The organism is Rhodococcus sp. PAE-6 (assembly GCF_025290685.1).
In the GTDB taxonomy this organism is placed as follows: domain Bacteria; phylum Actinomycetota; class Actinomycetes; order Mycobacteriales; family Mycobacteriaceae; genus Rhodococcus; species Rhodococcus pyridinivorans.
The window spans coordinates 38,986-55,937 of record NZ_JAOCLZ010000016.1; the positions used below are offsets into that span (position 1 = coordinate 38,986).

16 protein-coding genes are annotated in these 16,952 nt (G+C 68.4%); 9 read left to right on the top strand and 7 right to left on the bottom strand.

Annotation, left to right across the window (positions count from 1 at the left end; translation table 11 throughout):
• Position 1: 1 nt before the first annotated feature.
• Entirely contained in the window at positions 2 to 1,069 is a 1,068-nt protein-coding gene (locus NVV99_RS22790) for a sugar-binding transcriptional regulator (RefSeq protein ID WP_024103314.1), read from the bottom strand.
• 128 nt (positions 1,070 to 1,197) lie between these two features.
• Between NVV99_RS22790 and NVV99_RS22795 the strand changes: the two genes are divergently transcribed.
• The 4 genes from NVV99_RS22795 to NVV99_RS22810 are packed head-to-tail and all read left to right on the top strand — an operon-like array spanning position 1,198 to position 6,016.
• On the top strand, positions 1,198 to 2,217 hold the full coding sequence (locus NVV99_RS22795) for an NAD(P)-dependent alcohol dehydrogenase (RefSeq protein ID WP_024103315.1): 1,020 nt from the start codon (positions 1,198 to 1,200) through the stop codon (positions 2,215 to 2,217).
• 6 nt (positions 2,218 to 2,223) lie between these two features.
• On the top strand, positions 2,224 to 3,696 hold the full coding sequence (locus NVV99_RS22800) for a mannitol dehydrogenase family protein (protein ID WP_006550636.1): 1,473 nt from the start codon (positions 2,224 to 2,226) through the stop codon (positions 3,694 to 3,696).
• A complete protein-coding gene (locus NVV99_RS22805) occupies positions 3,693 to 4,625 on the top strand; it encodes a carbohydrate kinase (protein WP_006550635.1) in 933 nt (310 codons plus the stop codon). The genes NVV99_RS22800 and NVV99_RS22805 overlap by 4 nt, the downstream gene beginning before the upstream one ends.
• Positions 4,622 to 6,016: a xylulokinase gene (locus NVV99_RS22810; protein ID WP_024103316.1), complete on the top strand. Its 1,395-nt coding sequence runs from the start codon at positions 4,622 to 4,624 to the stop codon at positions 6,014 to 6,016. The genes NVV99_RS22805 and NVV99_RS22810 overlap by 4 nt, the downstream gene beginning before the upstream one ends.
• Before the next feature lie 99 nt (positions 6,017 to 6,115).
• On the opposite strand, the gene NVV99_RS22815 is transcribed toward NVV99_RS22810, so the two are convergent.
• From NVV99_RS22815 to NVV99_RS22835, 5 genes are all read right to left on the bottom strand, one after another.
• Positions 6,116 to 6,694 (bottom strand): pentapeptide repeat-containing protein, encoded by a 579-nt coding sequence (locus NVV99_RS22815; RefSeq protein ID WP_231911960.1) that lies wholly within the window; start codon positions 6,692 to 6,694, stop codon positions 6,116 to 6,118.
• 112 nt (positions 6,695 to 6,806) lie between these two features.
• A complete protein-coding gene (locus tag NVV99_RS22820) occupies positions 6,807 to 7,358 on the bottom strand; it encodes a CGNR zinc finger domain-containing protein (protein WP_024103317.1) in 552 nt (183 codons plus the stop codon).
• Positions 7,359 to 7,633: 275 nt separating this feature from the next.
• Positions 7,634 to 8,152 (bottom strand): 5'-hydroxy kinase, encoded by a 519-nt coding sequence (locus NVV99_RS22825; RefSeq protein WP_024103319.1) that lies wholly within the window; start codon positions 8,150 to 8,152, stop codon positions 7,634 to 7,636.
• A 25-nt stretch (positions 8,153 to 8,177) separates the two neighbouring features.
• Positions 8,178 to 9,620, bottom strand: a complete 1,443-nt coding sequence (locus tag NVV99_RS22830; RefSeq protein WP_231911961.1) for an NAD(P)/FAD-dependent oxidoreductase — start codon at positions 9,618 to 9,620, stop codon at positions 8,178 to 8,180.
• Between the two features lie 67 nt (positions 9,621 to 9,687).
• Positions 9,688 to 11,811 carry an ATP-binding protein gene (locus NVV99_RS22835; RefSeq protein ID WP_024103321.1) on the bottom strand — a complete coding sequence of 708 codons (2,124 nt, stop codon included), beginning with the start codon at positions 11,809 to 11,811 and terminating at the stop codon, positions 9,688 to 9,690.
• On the opposite strand from NVV99_RS22835, the gene NVV99_RS22840 reads away from it, so the two are divergent.
• A complete protein-coding gene (locus tag NVV99_RS22840; protein WP_024103322.1) occupies positions 11,810 to 13,744 on the top strand; it encodes a hypothetical protein in 1,935 nt (644 codons plus the stop codon). The genes NVV99_RS22835 and NVV99_RS22840 overlap by 2 nt on opposite strands.
• Complete coding sequence (locus tag NVV99_RS22845; RefSeq protein ID WP_024103323.1) at positions 13,741 to 14,121, top strand: hypothetical protein; 381 nt, start codon at positions 13,741 to 13,743, stop codon at positions 14,119 to 14,121. The genes NVV99_RS22840 and NVV99_RS22845 overlap by 4 nt, the downstream gene beginning before the upstream one ends.
• 57 nt (positions 14,122 to 14,178) lie before the next feature.
• Here NVV99_RS22845 and NVV99_RS22850 read toward each other — a convergent pair whose 3' ends face one another.
• Entirely contained in the window at positions 14,179 to 14,826 is a 648-nt protein-coding gene (locus NVV99_RS22850; RefSeq protein ID WP_024103324.1) for a hypothetical protein, read from the bottom strand.
• Positions 14,827 to 15,149: 323 nt separating this feature from the next.
• Here NVV99_RS22850 and NVV99_RS22855 point away from each other — a divergent pair, with 323 nt between their 5' ends.
• The 3 genes from NVV99_RS22855 to NVV99_RS22865 form a co-directional block, all read left to right on the top strand.
• Complete coding sequence (locus NVV99_RS22855; RefSeq protein ID WP_144376973.1) at positions 15,150 to 15,638, top strand: hypothetical protein; 489 nt, start codon at positions 15,150 to 15,152, stop codon at positions 15,636 to 15,638.
• Between the two features lie 35 nt (positions 15,639 to 15,673).
• The gene (locus NVV99_RS22860; RefSeq protein WP_024103326.1) at positions 15,674 to 16,096 is read left to right on the top strand and encodes a hypothetical protein; all 423 of its coding nucleotides are present in this window, start codon (positions 15,674 to 15,676) and stop codon (positions 16,094 to 16,096) included.
• Positions 16,093 to 16,952 (top strand): hypothetical protein (locus NVV99_RS22865; protein ID WP_260783039.1); only part of this gene is annotated, 860 nt, incomplete at its 3' end. The genes NVV99_RS22860 and NVV99_RS22865, both read left to right, overlap by 4 nt.

Sequence of the window (16,952 nt, forward strand, 5' to 3'; positions counted from 1 at the left end):
TCTACCTCATTTCGGTGGTGCCTCGTCCTTCGGGGTGCCGTTCTCGAGGGCGTTGGTCGGGATGGTCGAGCAGGTACTGGGCGCACGCGATGTCGCAGACGAGCATGTTCGCGAGACCGCCTCGGAGAGCACCGAGTACAGCGCGGTGCTTGGACTGTCCGCCGGTGACGAGAATCGTGGCGGGGCAGTCGCGGACGTCGTCGAGAGGTACCGACATGGTGCGGCTTTCGAGTTCGCCGTGCACGGCGGTGCCGTCGGCACGGAAGAACCGGCCGCCGATCTCACCGACCGCACCGAGGCCGTCGAGTTCGTGGAGCATCGTGGTGTCGAGGAAGCTGCCCTCGAACAGGGTGGTCGAGGTCGACACGGCGCCCACACCGAAGATCATCGCCTCCGCGCGGCGCCCGACCTCGAGCGTGCGGGAGATCAACGAGTCGGCGCGCATCGACGCGACCGTGGACGGATCGGCGTACAGCGGTGTGGGAAGCCGGAGCGGTTGCGCCCGAAGCTGTTCGGCGCAGCGGCCGAGGACGAACTCGGTGCCGGTCTGGTAGGTGCTCGTGGAGAGGGAGCCGTCGAGTTGGACGATCGTGGCGCAACTGGCGACACCCGACGGGATGGCCTGTGCCACGGCGACGGTCTCCGGACCCCACGTGAATCCGAGGGTGTCGGAGGGGCGGAGACGGCGGGTGAGCAGGCCGGCGGCGGCGCGCCCGAGGGCGGTGAAGCTTGCGGAGTCCTCGATCGGACCCGCGTCGTCGACCCGGCGCCCGACCACCACGGCCTCGACGAGCCCGTAGCGCTCCTCGAGTGCCCGTTCGGTCTCGGCGTGCAGGTCGTCGCGCCAGGCGGGTGGCACGGTGACCTCGATGCGCACCAGGCCCTGGGCGCGAGCGCGCGCGACGAGCCGGCCGGCGGTGGGACGGGAGACGCCGAGACGCTGCGCCACCTCGGCCTGCGTGAGTCCGTCGAGGTAGTAGAGCGTCGCGGCCCGCACGGCGAGACGGAGATCATCGGTGGATACCGGGCTCTCCGTGTCGGGGATGTTGGTGGGGCCGGGGGCGGTCACGAGCTCTCCTTGGTGTGAGCAGTATTCGGACGCTTCGTGAGCATCTGCTCAGGGGTGCGTGCATCTGCTCAGTACGTTAGCATCACAGTGTGACCCACACAACAGTTCGCCCGCCGCTCCCGGACACGATGCGTGCCGCCGTACTTCTCGAACCGGGCCGCATCGAGATGCAGGAAAGGCCACTACCTGCACCGGAGCCCGGCGACGTCCTCGTCCGGGTGACCACCGTAGGGGTGTGCGGTTCGGACGCGCACTACTACCGCGAAGGACGTATCGGCGAGTTCGTCGTGACCGATCCGATCGTGCTCGGCCACGAGGCGTCCGGGGTCGTGGTCGCGGTCGGGGACGGTGTTCCGCAGAGCCGGATCGGCGAGCGGGTCTCGATCGAACCGCAACGCCCCGACCCGCTCACCGAGGAGACGCGCCGCGGCGACTACAACCTGTGCCCGCACATGCGCTTCTACGCCACACCGCCCGTCGACGGCGCGCTGTGCGAGTACGTCACCATCGGGGCGGCCTTCGCGCATCCCGTTCCGGACACCGTGTCCGACGATGCCGCCGCCCTGTGCGAGCCGCTGTCGGTCGGTATCGCGGCCGTCCGGAAGGCCCGTGTCACCGCCGGCTCACGAGTCCTCGTCACCGGTGCCGGGCCCGTCGGCATCGTCGTCGCACAGGTCGCGCGCGCCTTCGGTGCGGTCGAGGTCGTCGTCACCGACCTCGACGAGCGACGACGCGAGACCGCACTGTCGTTCGGGGCGAGCGCTGCGCTCGATCCCCGCGTCGACGACCCGTCGGCCCTGCGTGTGGACGCCTACGTCGACGCGTCCGGCGCCCCCTCCGCCGTCGATTCGGGCATCCGCGCGGTCCGTCCCGGCGGCACTGTCGTCCTCGTCGGATCCGGCGCCGAGACGATGACCCTGCCGGTGCAGTGGGTCCAGAACCGCGAACTGATCCTGACCGGCGTGTTCCGCTACGCGAACACGTGGCCGACCGCGCTCGCGCTCCTCGGGGCGGGACGGGTCGATCTCGACTCGATGGTCACCGCCCGGTTCCCCCTCGACAAGACCGCCGACGCACTCGAATCCGATCGGACACCCGGAAACATCAAGGCCGTCGTGGACGTGACCGATCCGGCGGGAAAGGACTGAAGATCCATGCACGTGAACGAGCAGACGCTTCCCGAGTTGGGTGTGCCCGTCCCGACCTACCGTCGGGACGACGTCTCCGTCGGCATCGTGCACTTCGGTGTGGGCGGATTCCACCGCGCGCACCAGGCGATGTACGTAGACCGGCTCCTCGAACAGGGGAAGGCAAAGGAATGGGGTATCTGCGGCGTCGGGGTGCTCCCCGGTGATCGCCGTATGCAGGAGGCGCTCGCCGTCCAGGACCACCTGTACACGCTGGTGCTCACCCACCCCGACGGCACCTGGGAGCCGCGGGTGATCGGCTCCATCGTCGACTATCGTTACGCCCCAGACGATCCCGAGGCGGTCATCGAGCTCCTCGCGGCCCCGACCACCCGGATCATCTCGCTGACCGTCACCGAGGGCGGTTACAACATCCGTCACGACACCGGTGAGTTCGACGTCGACGATCCGGCCGTGCAACACGATCTGCGGTCCGGCGAACCCCCGGCCACCGTCTTCGGTCTCGTCACCGAGGCTCTCGCCCGGCGCCGGGAGCGGGGGCTGCGCGCTCCGACAGTGATGTCGTGCGACAACATCGAGGGCAACGGAACCGTCGCGCGTCGCGTCTTCACCGAATACGCGCGCCTTCTGAATCCTGATCTCGCAGAATGGATCACCGAGCACGTCCGTTTCCCCAACTCGATGGTCGACCGGATCACCCCGGTGACCACCGACGAGGTGGTCTCGGCGCTCTCCGAACGCTTCGACGTGCAGGACCGCTGGCCGGTCGCCGCCGAACCCTTCACCTCCTGGGTGCTCGAGGAGGACTTCGCCGACGGGCGACCGCCCTTCGAGGATGCGGGAGTCCAGATCGTCGACGACGTCGCTCCCTACGAGCTGATGAAGTTGCGTCTGCTCAACGCCGGTCACCAGGGACTCTGCTATTTCGCGTATCTCATGGGATACCGCCTCGTCCACGAGGCCGCGCAGGATCCGCTCCTCGCCGGATTCGTCCGTGCGTACATGGACACCGAAGCGACACCGACCCTGAAACCGGTGCCGGGCATCGATCTCGACGAGTACAAGACCACCCTGATCGAGAGGTTCGCGAACCCCGAGATCCGGGACACGATCGCACGCCTGTGCGCCGAGTCGTCCGATCGCATTCCGAAGTGGCTGGTGCCCGTGATCCGGGAGAACCTTGCCGCCAATGGGCACGTGCGGTTGTCCGCGGCGATCGTCGCTTCGTGGGCGCGCTATGCCGAAGGTATCGACGAACAGGGACAACCGATCGAGGTGGTCGACCGGCTCGCCGACACGCTCGTCCCGATCGCGCGAGGACAACTCACGCATCCCACCGCCTTCATCGAGAACGCCGAGGTCTTCGGTGATCTCGCGCAGAACCACCGTTTCGTCGACGCCTACACCTGGGCGCTCAACGCCCTGCACAGCGACGGCGCACGCGCCACCCTGAAGGAACTTCCGGGGGAGCCGGAATGAACGGCCACGCCCTCGTCGTCGGAGAAGCCCTCGTCGACATCGTCCACCGCGGCGGCGCCGAACCCGTCGAGCACGTGGGCGGGAGTCCGCTCAACGTCGCGCTCGGTCTGGGCCGGCTCGGCCGGCCCGTGCAGTTCACGACACGCGTCGGCACCGACGCCCGCGGACGGCGGATCGTCGATCACCTCGCGGCCTCCGGGGTGTCGCTGACGCCGGGGAGCGCAGCAGCCGAGCGCACGGCGACCGCGCAGGCAGAGATCGACGAGAAGGGTTCCGCGACGTACGAATTCGACATCGTCTGGGATCCTGTCGAGCCGCCGCCGTCGGTGGACGCCGTGCTCGTGCACACCGGGTCCATCGCGACGGTGCTCGAACCCGGCTGCGATCTCGTCGCCGAACTCGTTGCGCAGCAGGCGGGAACATCCACGGTGAGCTTCGATCCGAACGTCCGACCGGCGCTGATCGACGACCCGGCGCGCGGACGGGAACGGATCGAACGTCTGGTCTCGCTCGCCGACGTGGTCAAGGCCAGCGACGAGGACCTGACGTGGTTCGCGCCCGATCGTGATCCCCTCGACACCGCGCGGGATTGGCTCTCGCGAGGGCCGGCGATCGTTGCGGTGACCCGTGGAGAACAAGGTGCGGTGGCGCTGTGCGCGGCCGGGACTGTCGAGGTACCCGCCGTGCGGGTCGAGGTGGTCGACACGGTCGGCGCCGGCGACGCCTTCACCACCGGTCTGCTCGACGGATTGTGGACCTGCGGTCTCCTCGGGGCCGACCGTCGGGAACGGCTGCGTGGCATTGGGATCGACGATGTGCGCGATGTGTTCGACATCGCCGCGTGGACGTCCGGTCTGACGGTGGCCCGCGCCGGTGCCGACCTGCCCACGCTGGCCGACCGCACCGCGGCCCGGGAGGCGGCGCGATGACGCTCGTCGCCGGGATCGATTCGTCCACCCAGTCCTGCAAGGTCGTCGTGTGCGACGCCGACACCGGGGCCGTCGTGCGCGAGGGTCGCGCTCCCCATCCGTCCGGCACCGCGGTCGACCCGCTGGAGTGGCGTGCTGCCTTCGAGCGGGCGTGTTCGGAAGCGGGCGGACTCGACGACGTCTCGGCGATCTCGGTGGGAGCGCAGCAGCACGGCATGGTGTGCCTCGACGAGCGCGGCGACGTGGTCCGCGACGCGTTGTTGTGGAACGACACGAGATCCGCAGCGGCAGCGACCGATCTCGTCGACGAGGCCGGTGGCGCGGGCGCGTGGGCCGAGGCCGTGGGGGTGGTCCCGCTCGCCGCGATCACCGTCGCGAAGGCACGCTGGCTCGCCGACCACGAACCCGGCAATGCCGACCGCACGGCGGCGTTGTGCCTGCCGCACGACTGGCTGACGTGGACGATGCGCACCGACCGCGACCTCGACCGGCTCGCCACCGATCGCAGTGACGCGAGCGGCACCGGCTACTTCGACGCATCCACCGACACCTACCGACACGATCTGCTCGAACAGGCCCTGCGCCGGCCGAGCCCATTCCTCCCTCGGGTCGCCGGGCCGGCCGAGAGTGTCGGGGAGACGGTCGCCGGTGCCCTGCTCGGTCCGGGAGCCGGCGACAATGCGGCGAGTGCGCTGGCCCTCGACGTCCGTGAGGGCGACGTGGTCGTCTCGATCGGCACGTCGGGCGTGGTGTGCGCCGTGTCCACGACACCGGCACGCGATGCGGACGGTTACGTCGCGGGATTCGCCGACGCGACCGGCCGGCATCTGCCACTGGTGTGCACGCTCAACGGGGCCCGGGTACTGGACGCCACCGCGACGATGCTCGGGGTCGACCACACCGAGCTCACGCGGCTCGCATTCTCGGCGCCGGCGGGCAGCGACGGACTCGTGCTGGTCCCGTATCTGGAAGGGGAGCGTACCCCGAACCGTCCCGGCGCGACGGGCGCCCTGCACGGGCTGCGGCTCGGAACGGCGACGCCCGCGCATGTCGCCCGCGCGGCGTTCGAGGGCCTGCTGTGTTCGCTGGCCGACGGCATCGACCACATCCGGGCGCAGGGCACCGAGGTCCGGCGGGTGCTGCTCGTCGGCGGTGGGGCGCGCTCGCAGGCGGTGTGCGAGATGGCGCCGGCGGTGCTGGGCATGCCTGTCGACGTTCCCGAACCGGGGGAGTATGTGGCGCGGGGCGCCGCCAGGCAGGCGGCGTGGGTGCTGCGCGGAGGCGACGAGCCTCCCACCTGGGAACCCGAACCGAGCCGCCACTACGAAGCCGACCCGGCCCCGCACGTGCGGGAGCGTTACGCGGAGGTGCGGGATCTGACCGACCGCTGAGACGCAGTGCTCAGGGGAGGTCCTCGATGCGCAGGCCCAGGTGGGAGGCGAACTGCCCTGCCAGGGCTACGGCCTGGTGGGCGTCGATCGTCGCGCCCTTCATCCCGCCCATGTTGCGGATCGTGTCGATCCGCAGGCGCGCAGATCCACCTGGTCGAGGGTTGCGCGGTCGACGTCGAGGACGCCGACGGAACAGTCCTCGAAGGCGACGCGGGTGAACGTGCCGCTTCCCAGATCCAGTTCGTCGAGGATGCAGCCGCGGAAGAGCACGTCGCGTCCCGTGGCGGCCCGCAGATTGACCAGGCCGAGTTTCGAATCCGCGATCGTGACGCTGCGCAGATCCGCGTCGAGGAGGTCCAGCGCACCGAGCCGGTTGTCCCGGATGTGCACGCGGTGCAGGCCGCTGCGCGGCGCGAACAGATTCGGTGCCTGCATGCGCTCGACCAGAGTATCTCGCAGGCGTGCGCTCGTGAGGTCGCTGTCGGCGACGATCGGTGCGACGAGCGAACATTCGGACAGGATGATCCCGGCCAGATCACGACCCGTCAGGTCGGTGTCGGTGTAGCGGCTGTTCTCGAAGATTCCGTGCGCGAGCAACTCGTCGCCGTCCGCGTCGGTGAGGACGCCGAGGTCCGGGGCGTCGATCCTCGGCGGGCGGGTGGTGGAACGAGCAGCCATGGTTCTCGGGGCCTCCGGATCGGTGGGGTGTCTGCGGTCCAGCTTCCCAACCCGTCGGGTTCGCGGGAACGTGGGGGACAGGCCCGTTCCCGATTGCGATGTGCTACTCGGGCTATGCGGGTCGACGCTGGTGGGCCGCTCGCGCTCGGTGCCGGCGCACTGCAGCGCGGTTCGCGCAGCGCACGGAGCAGTACTGCTGGCGGCCGTTGCGGGTGATGTCGACGACCACGGCCGAGCACGGGTTGGTCGGGATGTCCGCTGCGGCGCACCGGTGGAGGCGGTGCATTCCACGAGTGGTGAGGTGCAGTGCCGTGCCGACGCTGATCACCGCGCGCAGTACGTCGGGGAGCGGTTGGACCTCGTCGCGGTAGTGCAGGTGCCACCCCTCGCCGTCGTGATCGGTCAGCCGGGGATAAGCCGCTGCGGCGGCCATCTGCTCGTTGAACAGGCGCGCACGTTCCCTGGGGTCGGACGCGTCGACGACGGCGAGCCAGTCGTCTATGACCTCACGGGTGCGTGGATGGTCGTCGGGCGCGGTCGGGAAGTCCATGGTCATGCCCACCTCGCGGGTACGGGCCATGATGCCGGCCCGATCGTCGGGCCAGTCGCCGGCCAGTGAGGCCGCGAGGAGGACCGCATACTCGCCGTAAGGGTTGAGATGCATAAGGGCATTACATCATGGTGGTGGGCATGGCCGCCATCGAAGCTCGGAACCCACAGGAATGCCCGACCTCGACCCGTCCTCACGAACACGCATGGAGTGTGGAGTCGAGCCACGCCACGTCGATCGGACAGGTGCTGTACGTGCGCTGTGTCGGGTGCGGGACTCGGCGTGTCGATCTCGGCGCGGCCCCGTTCGTTCCACCGTCCACGCTGAGTGCCGAAGTGTCCCAGCATGATTGAAACATCGTTCGAGAACCGGGTATGCGCCGGTGCTCGTCAGAAGTCGCCCTCGGCGACCTGGAAGCACACCAGTCCCATCCGTCGCCACATGCGCACCACCTGATCGCGATCGTCGAGCACCGCGATGATGCGATAGCGGTGCCGGATGTGACGGTCGAACAGCTCGGCCTTGACGATCGAATCCTTCCGGTTGTCGCCGGCCGGACGCATGTACAGCTCGTCGTAGGGGATGTCGTGCCGGGCGAGCCACTCCTCGGTTTCCGGTCGGCACACGCCGTCGCGTCCCGAGAGCAGCACGATCACAGCCCTGTCGGGTGCGGCGGCGAACGCGCGCACCGCGGCCTCGACCGCCGGGGAGACGGTGTCCTCGCCCACCCTGTGCCAGTGGAAGGGACTCCGGTCGCTCATGTGCGCGAGCGTTCCGTCGATGTCGACGAGCCAGGCCGCCGGCAGCGTCGGATCCTCGACGTATCGCGCCGGCGGTGGGGGCGCGGTGCTCGGCGGCCGGTGCCGTTGCCGCCCCGGTTTCCTGCGATCGCGCGTCTTCTTCGTCACGGACGATGCATACCCACTCCGACGACTACGTGTGCATGCGCCCGGCCCGCGAGAGGGACGAAGATCGTGCCGCCGGACCGGCGGGTCCCGGAGACGACCGGCGAGGCGGCATCGCGGATCCGTCGGCTCGGCGCCACGGCCACGCGACCGAATGCGAAATGTTCTGTCGGACAACACGTGCCATGATTCCTGGGCGCATCAATGCCGATGGGGGATCCAGCAGTCCGGACACCCGGGCGAACGCTGTGCCCACCTTCGTGTCGTATGCGGCTGCCGCGTGCACCATCGGTACGTATGCATTGCCGATCCTCGTCTTCGGATCCCGCCGGCCCTCGACACCGGGGAACGCGAGATCGCCACCGGTGGACATCGCCCAGGCATCGTCGACGACACGTGCGAGCTTCCGCTGAACGGCAGCGGACGGCCCGTGGTCGTTGAGGAGGCGGCCCATTGCGGTGGCTTCGAGGGCGGCGACCGTCATCCCCTGGGCATAGATCGGATCGAAACTGCAGAACGCGTCGCCGAGGACGAGGAATCCGTCGGGAAATCGGTCGAGAAGGTCGTAGCGATGCCACGTGCTCGCCCGGAAGCGATACCGGACGACATCCTCGACCCATTCGGCATCCGCGATCGCGTCGTACACGTCCGGGTACCTCAGGGACCGTGCGAATTCGAGATAGTCCCTCCGGGTCGCCGGCACGGTTTCGCCGCGGACCCCGATCAGGGCCACCATGCACCGATCTGATTCGAGGGTGAGCAGGGCGGCACCGCGTGGATGTTCGGGCGTGGGCGCCATGACGATGCCCCGGTCGCTGCCGAGTGCAACCGAAGACGCACGGAACACCGCGGTGGCGTAGCCGACATCGAGTTCGACGGTGTCGACCCGGGGCTGCGGGCAGCCCTGTCTCCCGAGCCATTCGGAGGCGCGGGATCCGCGTCCGGTCGCATCGACGACGAGGTCGGCATCGAGCACCTGCTCGGCGCTTCCGTCGGCATGGCGGATGATCCGCGCACCGACCACCCGGCTGCGGTCCGCGGTCGCGACGAGACCCGCGGCATCACACCGTTCGACGATCTCGACGTTCGCCAACGCGGCCACACGGTCACGAATCCGGCGCTCCAGCAGCGAACGGCCGGCTGCCAGTACTCGAAGACCGCTCGGCCCCTGACGAATCCGGTGACCACTGAGAATCCACCGTACGTCGCCCAGGTGGTCGAGGGTGGGAACGCCTGCAGCGGTCAGCTCCTGTGACAACCCGGGGAACATCTCCTCGAGGAGTTGCTGTCCCCGTGAGATCAGCACGTGGATGTGCCGTCCCTGGGGCACCCCACGGCGTGGTTCGTCCGTGGACGGCAGCCGGTCACGATCGATCACCGTCACCTCGGCGAACCTGTCCGACAGGACACGGGCCGCCGACAATCCGCTCATGCTCGCGCCGAGAACCACGGCGCGCTCTCCGATCGACATGATCACACCTCCTCCTCGGAATCGATCGTCGCTGCGGAAGGTGCTCGGTCGACAGGCCGGAACCTGCTCACATGTGCTCACGGCCGGACGGTGCCTCGCCGTACACCTCCAGATCCCACAGCCATCCGACGACGCGGGTGACGCCGCGGGTCAGATGTCGGCGGTACGTACTGAACGGCAGCCCGAGTCTGGCTGCCGCTGCTTCCTGTGTTGCTGCGCCGCGCACGTACGTGCGGTCCACCGCGCGGAAGAGCTTGTCGTCCCGAGGGTCGCTCGCCAAGGAATCGATCGCCTCACGAAGGAGCGCGCGCAGCACCACCGGATCGGGATCGTCGGGAGAGGACCGTTTGTGGAGGACCCTCGTGTGCAACAGGGGATTACGAGAGAGGAGATCGGGCCGACGGAGGTCGTGCAGCGCATTTCGGACCGCCTCCGCGAATTCTTTCTCCGACAGCGCGAGAGGCAGGGACATCGTGGGCTCGGGACCGCTGTGCCCCTGAGCCAGAGCACGATCGGTTACGACGGTGAGCCACTCGTCGACATCCCGACGGCGGAAGTCGTGAGCGAACAGTCCGTAGTGACGATCGCCGACCGTGAAATCCGCTCCTTCGGCACGGGGGAGATCTGCGACCGCGAAGTACTCGTTCCACCGGTCGGGCTCCGCCAGCGCCAGGAAGTCCCACGACAGATGCGGCAGGGTGAAATAGCGCTGGAAGGTGAGCACCGGAACCGAGTTCATTGTCGGAGAAGGATTCTGGTAGTCAGCGCGGTCGATGACGATGCGTGTGATCGCGACACACTCGCCGGGACGGGAAGGCGCTGTCCGCCGGGCGAAATCCCACGCGGCTCGCGTCGCCGGGTCGGCACGGACATCCTCGGGTGACGCTCGCGAGAGTTCCAACAGACCGAGCACACCACGTATCGATCCGTCGGTGTCGCGCAACACGAAGAAACCCTCGGGTTGTCGCTCGAGCCATCGTCGCGCGTGCACCGCGGATTCGTCTCCCTCCGACGTCCGCACGAGATCGACGATCGCGGAGTGATCGGCCTGCTCCGCACGTTCGGGTTGCGCGCTTCCCCACGACTGCCAATCCACCGGCGACAGCACACCGGGGAGATTGCGGAACACGAATTTCAGGTCCACGATGGCCTGCTGCTGTTCGCATTCTCCTGCAGAATCGAGACCGCGGCGAATGCCCTTCCACACGCGGTGGAAGGTGTACCGGTAGGCATCGGGATCGCGCCAGCGCAGATCGGCGTCGAGGACATCGCGTGCCAGATCGTGGGGAAACAATCCGTCCGGTCCTGCTTCGACGAACGACAGCTCACGGAGCCATTCGAACTCGGCGTGTGCATCGGTGAGCTCGAGGGCGTCACGCAGCAGGGCCTCGGTGGTCACCCGGGCGAGCGCACACACTTCCAGGGCGCGGCGATGTGCGATCCCCGGCTCGGTATCGAGAAACCGTCGAAGCAACATCCCGACGAGATCCGGAGGCCACGGCACACGTACATCGCCTCCTCGGACGAAGACATCCGTGAGCAGACCGAGCCCGAGCGGATGTCCGTGCGTTGCCCCGATGATCTCGTCGTGCAGTTCCTCGGGAACCCGCGCAGGGGTGAGGTAGGCAGCGCTCGTAGCGGGGTCGAAATTCCTGAGAGACACGATCCGGAGCAGATCACCCCAACCCGGATCGGTGCGCCATCCCGCGGAGGGCGGTGACCTATCGGCGATCACCGTCAGCGTCGTCGCAGGAAGGCCGGGAAGAAAATCGGTTCGGATCCAGTCGTCGAGCACGCGTAGCCGCTCGTACGAGTCCAGGAGGAGCACCCTCGGCCGGTCGCCGATGTGGCGATCCACCGACGCGAGGACCGAGCCGGGCGACGCATCCGTGTTGCGCCCGTCGATCACAGTCACCGCGCGATGGCTCCGTTCCGCAAGATCGGAGATCGCGCCGAGCAAGCAGGTCTTGCCGATGCCTCCCGGACCGTACAGGTACAGCACGGCGATCGAGGGTTCGGGGGAGTCCAGTGCGGAGCGAACGATCTCGAGTTCGGCATCGCGACCGACGAACACGCGTCGCGCCCGGGCCAACGCCTCGACGTGCCGCTCCAGTCCGCTGTCACCCTGATCAGCGCGCGTGAGATCGAGTACCACTGAGCTGGAGAAGCGAACCGCGATCATCGGCCGCATGCCCAACCCTGTCCTGGCCATCGATGTCGGAGCGTGCACTCTCTCCGCGGCCGTCCGTGACACCAGCGGCCGTGTGACCCCGCTCGCGATCGGTGGCACCACCACCCCGCCGGCACGGCTGGTCGTGCAGGCCGGGCAACCTCGGCCAGCCCGCGATGGTGACCCGGTGACGCTGGCGCAGCTCGGACCGCTGGTCGACCGCCTCGACGTGCCGTCTCTCGTCATCGACGGAGTGTCTTGGTCGATCGAGTCCCTGACCGGGTTGCTGCTGCGCCCGGTGCTGGAGACGGCCATCGCCCAGCTCGGGACGACCCCGAAGATCGTGCTCGTCGTGCCCTCGACGTGGACCCCTGAACTGCGGCGCCGTTTCCAACGGATCGTGCATGCTGCACTGACCCGCACCGTCACCCTCATCCCCTCCGACAAGGCCCTCGCCTACGCCCTCCCCGCGCTGCCGGTCGGGGCCGGGATCGTTGCCGTGGACTGCGGAGCCACCGACCTGTCAGCGATCGCCGTCGTCGGTGGTGAGCGCGGCCCACGGATCATCGGACGTGCCCAATCAGACAGCGGCGGAGACATCTTCGACCGATTCCTCCTCGCCAACGCACTCACCGACGCCGGCTTCCCGGACCAGGCCCTAGATGCCCGATGGGGCTTCGCCGGCGTCCCCCGGGTACGCGCTGCCCGAGAAGCGCTCGCGGACAGCGACGCCGTCACCGTCCATCTGCCCCGGCCCGTCGGACGGATCACGCTGTCCGAACAGGACGTTGACGCGACCGGCGCACAGTACTTCGCCCACCGATTCAGCGAGCTGCTGACGCGGCTCGACGAGAACGCCACCGAACCGATCAGTCACCGACTGATGCTGAGCGGTGGACTGGCCTACGACCCGGCCGTACCCGCCGCTGCGCGGGTTCACGGCCTCGTGAAGGTCATGGCTCATCCCCAGCACGTGCTGTGCCGCGGTGCCCTCACCTTCGCCGCTGCAGCGATCGACAGCACCGACGATCCGGGACCCCGCCCTATCACCGACACCGACGCGGACGACGAACCCGCGCCCGGCGGAATCTCCAAACGCACCCTCGCACTCTTCGGTGGTGTCGGCGCGAGCGTGGTGGTCATCGCCGTCGCAGGCGGGCTGGCGCTGTCGGCAGCGATGACCGGCGCACCGGACTTTCGCGAGCAGGAGCTGCCGAACGTCGCCGCATCGGTCCTTCCGGCCAACCAGTCGATCCCCGGCGTGAGCCTTCGGTCGTGGACGGACGGTGCTGATGCCACCGACGCGACCACCCGAAGCCTGTCCGCCGCCGATGCGCGATCGTTGGCGTGCGGTGGCACCCGGCCGGCGGCCGGCGCCGAGGCGGACGGGATGCGGTGGCAGTCCTCGCGGATCTTCGTCTCCGACGACACCACCGCCGATGCCGGAGCCGGCGCGAAGGCAACGTCCTGGGACAACTTCGACCCCTCCGCCACCACGAACGTGATCGTCACCGCAGCGATTGTCGGTCGCGACGACCGCGAATCGGTGTGGCAGGACATCAGCGCGAGCAACCAGCGCTGCCCGTCCACCAAGGATGACCTGGTGCGGACCATCGTTGTCATTCCCCAGACCGGACCCGACCCCGGGCCGCCGAGCTACGCCCAGGAGATACCGGTGGCCTCGACGTCCCGAACCCCGACCACCCCACCGACGAGCACCACGCGGGCACCGCAGGGGGGAGTGACCATGAGTACCCAACGGCAGGCTTGGCGCGGTCTCACCCCGGCGAGCGTGTCAGGGACCGGCACCGACATGCACGTCACCTGCGTCCTCGACATCGATGGCGTGGTCCTCAAACGCTCCTGCGCGACCGCCGAGGACTCCGGCACCGCAGACCATCTCGCGCAGCAGGCAGCAGTCGCATTCAATCCGGCCCCGGAGATCACGCGATGACCCCGCCCGACCACACCAAGGCGATGACCGCGGCCACCCGAGTCGATGTGCAGGTCGTCCAGCTCGCGCCGCCGGTGCTCGTCCGCCGCGCGATCGCGCACTACAACGCTCGCCTCGCGCCCGGCAAGCGTCCGGCCGAGACAACCTCGAGCGAAGCGTTCCTCAAACGGCTGTGCGTGAATTGGCTGCGGCACATCGGATCGAACTACGACGCGCACCGCAACGGCGTCCGCAGCAGTGGCGGGCAACAGCTGTCCGACATCGCCGGCACCGTCATCAAGAAGCGGGTGCTCGTGGAGATTGCGCGGGCCTACCCTTGGCTGGTCGAGGAAGCCAGACGCCAGTATCTCGACCTCGACCGGCCGAGCCGACGCTGACCCCCGGGTGGGAGGACGTCGCCCGTTGGCCCCGCCCTCCCGCCTAAGGGGCGTGTTCTACTCGTGCACGAGGGCGCGCACCGCCGCGTGCTGCAGCTCGTCATGGATCGCGTACCAACGGTCCTCCACGGCAGGCCACGCCTGGTTGATCGCGTTGGCGATCTGTTCATCGGTCGCCGCGCGCAGCCGGGCACGCTCGATGTCGCTGAGGTGAGGATCCTCGGTGGCTTCGCTGCGCACGACATCGGGCGGGAACACCGACAGTGCGAGCGACCGCGCCGGGGGTGGACACAGCAGCCCGGTCAACCTGCGGACCAACTCGTTGAAGTAGGCGACGGTGCCGTCGATCAGATCGAAGACAGTGAACTCCTCGCGCAGCGGCAATTGCCATACCGAGTCGATCCCGACATCGCAGATGCCGAAGCTATCGAGGAAGACCTGCATCGTCAGGCCGTTTCCTGTAGGGAACCCCTCGCCGTCGCAGGTGAACTCGCCGTAGACGCTCACACGCGCCTCGGTGCTGGACTTCCATGCCGCGTACTCGGTGAGCGACTCGAGCAGCGACCGCAGATATTCCAGGCATGTGCGCTCGTCTTCGGCGTCGTGGAAGTCGAGGTTCGCGAACTGCTCGGCGAACGAGGAGTCGGGGTCATCGAGCAGCGCGTTGAGCACGCAACGCTCGTAGCTGATCGTCAACGGGGTCACGGGAAACCTCCCAGGTCGATGTGCGGTGACACCAGCGATCGTTCGGAGACTGTGGTGGCGGTGTTGCAGTGCGGTGTCGGCGAGCGCAGTGCTGTCCGTCGTCATGCCCGACCGGTGCCGGCGTCTCGTGTGGCGACCACGGTTTGCAACACCGGTTTCCTCTATCGAGACGATCGAGAAGTCCGATCTGCCAGCGCACGAAAGGATTTCGAGAGATTAGCTGCTACGAATCGGAGGCTGGGACGATCGCCCTGCCAGCGGCCGCGGTGCCCGGTCTACGCAAGGCACTCAACGCCTCCGCGATCACCTACAGGGCACTCGTCGTGGCTGAAATCGACGCTGTGTGGAACGACGGCAAGACCCTGCCCCTGGCCAAGCGGGTTGCCGCGATCCCCTACGGAGTGTCGATTCCGGTGTCGTACGACGACGTGCACACGCATCGCCGTGCCGATGCCCGGATGCGCGCACAGTCCATCGTCAAATCCAACGGCGGACGCAAGCCGACTAGGGCGGTCATCGCCGCCGCGTTTCCCATCCCCAACGCTCGGACCCGCGAATGGGGGGAGAGCGAGTTCGGCCTGACACTCGAAGGACGCACCCTCCACTGGGAAGTCCCCCAGAACAACCACGCCCGAGACCACGCCGCCGTCACCGGCTTGTATCAGGCTGCACTGACATATCTCAACGACGTCACCTGGACCCGCGGTACCGGCGGCGTGATCGTCGGCAACGACGAATACAACCGAGACACCACCTACGAAGGCGGTGGCGGAAACTACGTGACACACCGGTTCGGACCGGCGGGCCAGTAGCCGATCCGGGAGGCAGCGACCGACGCGGTGAAGCGGTGAACCCGCCAGCTACCGTCGCCGCCACCATGACCGCCCTGCGTCCTGCCTCCCCACACGCTGTCGCCGCCACAGCCATCGCCGCGGCCGCCCTCACCGGAGCCACAGTCGGATGGATCCTCATGCGCGTGGCCTACCGCCTCGACCGCCTCGCCGCACCAGATGGTGCCGGGGATCCAGCCTGGTCCCTCACGTGGACCGACGCCAGCTTCCCGTTCACCATGGTGGCGCTCGTCGTCGGTGCCTTCACCGTGCTGTTCGCGGCTCTCGCCGCCGCAGTAGTGCTTGCCCACCAAGCGAGCACTCGAGACATCACCCGCCAGCGCCGCATCCTCGCCACCGGCACAACACTCCCCCTGCTCAGGTGTCCGGCCGTCCCGGACGCTGTCCAACCTCCGAATCGAGGAGCTCACCCACGATGACCATGCACGCGCTTCCCACCTGGGACGCCCGACTCGCCGCCGCCAGCGCGGTCACCGACCACGCCGAAGCGGTCGCGTGGCTGCGGAACCGCCTTGCAGCCGCGCTCCGCTCCCATGTCGAGGTGGACCTGGCCGCGGCCTGGAATCCGGATCTGCAGTCCACCGGTGTGCGCTTGGCGGCCTGGCTCGCTCACGCCTACGGCTACGTCGCCGCCGTGCCCACCGGCGACCTCGCTGCCGGCGCGGAGATGCCGATGGTCGGCCAGTGGCTGACCGATCGCGCCGATCGACTGGCCGAGATGCCGCTGCTCATCGCCTCACCGGCCGCAGGTGCGGTCGCAATCGCTGCCGCACAGGCGCTGACCAGTGACGACGCCGCGGCGCTCGGTGTGCAGGCCGTGAAGCCGCCGTACACGCAGGGCCACCTGACCTTCTCCGCTCCGTTCACGGTCACCGCCGACGGTGACGACGCCGCGACCGAGACCATCCACGCGCTGAGTTGGTGGCCCGACGGGGGAGGATTCCGCGTCGCCGACTGGATCTCGACGTACGACACCCTCACCACTGATGAGGCAGGTCGCGCGGACGCCGCCGCCCGCGCGTACGGGGGTGCGGCCCTGCCCGCCCTGATGCTCGACGCCGAGCGTCTGCACCCGCAGGTGTGGGCGGCCTCCGAGACGGGCGATCCACACGAGACCGAGGGTCAGTTCAGCTTCGACGTTCCGGTGTACGACCGGCGGGGTGATCTGTTCAGTCGGGTGGCGCTCGTGGTGCGACACCTAATACTGCAACGACAGTTTGTGATGTCGTTGTTTGTAGTGACTGGCGCGGGCTCTGGCTTGGCTGATGCGACGCC

Coding starts and splice junctions, on each gene's coding strand:
- NVV99_RS22845 (WP_024103323.1), top strand. CDS start 13,741: ATGACCCCGCCCGACCACACCAAGGCGATGACCGCGGCCACCCGAGTC.
- NVV99_RS22840 (WP_024103322.1), top strand. CDS start 11,810: ATGCCCAACCCTGTCCTGGCCATCGATGTCGGAGCGTGCACTCTCTCC.
- NVV99_RS22830 (WP_231911961.1), bottom strand. CDS start 9,620: ATGTCGATCGGAGAGCGCGCCGTGGTTCTCGGCGCGAGCATGAGCGGA.
- NVV99_RS22805 (WP_006550635.1), top strand. CDS start 3,693: ATGAACGGCCACGCCCTCGTCGTCGGAGAAGCCCTCGTCGACATCGTC.
- NVV99_RS22820 (WP_024103317.1), bottom strand. CDS start 7,358: ATGCATCTCAACCCTTACGGCGAGTATGCGGTCCTCCTCGCGGCCTCA.
- NVV99_RS22795 (WP_024103315.1), top strand. CDS start 1,198: ATGCGTGCCGCCGTACTTCTCGAACCGGGCCGCATCGAGATGCAGGAA.
- NVV99_RS22835 (WP_024103321.1), bottom strand. CDS start 11,811: ATGCGGCCGATGATCGCGGTTCGCTTCTCCAGCTCAGTGGTACTCGAT.
- NVV99_RS22800 (WP_006550636.1), top strand. CDS start 2,224: ATGCACGTGAACGAGCAGACGCTTCCCGAGTTGGGTGTGCCCGTCCCG.
- NVV99_RS22810 (WP_024103316.1), top strand. CDS start 4,622: ATGACGCTCGTCGCCGGGATCGATTCGTCCACCCAGTCCTGCAAGGTC.
- NVV99_RS22815 (WP_231911960.1), bottom strand. CDS start 6,694: ATGGCTGCTCGTTCCACCACCCGCCCGCCGAGGATCGACGCCCCGGAC.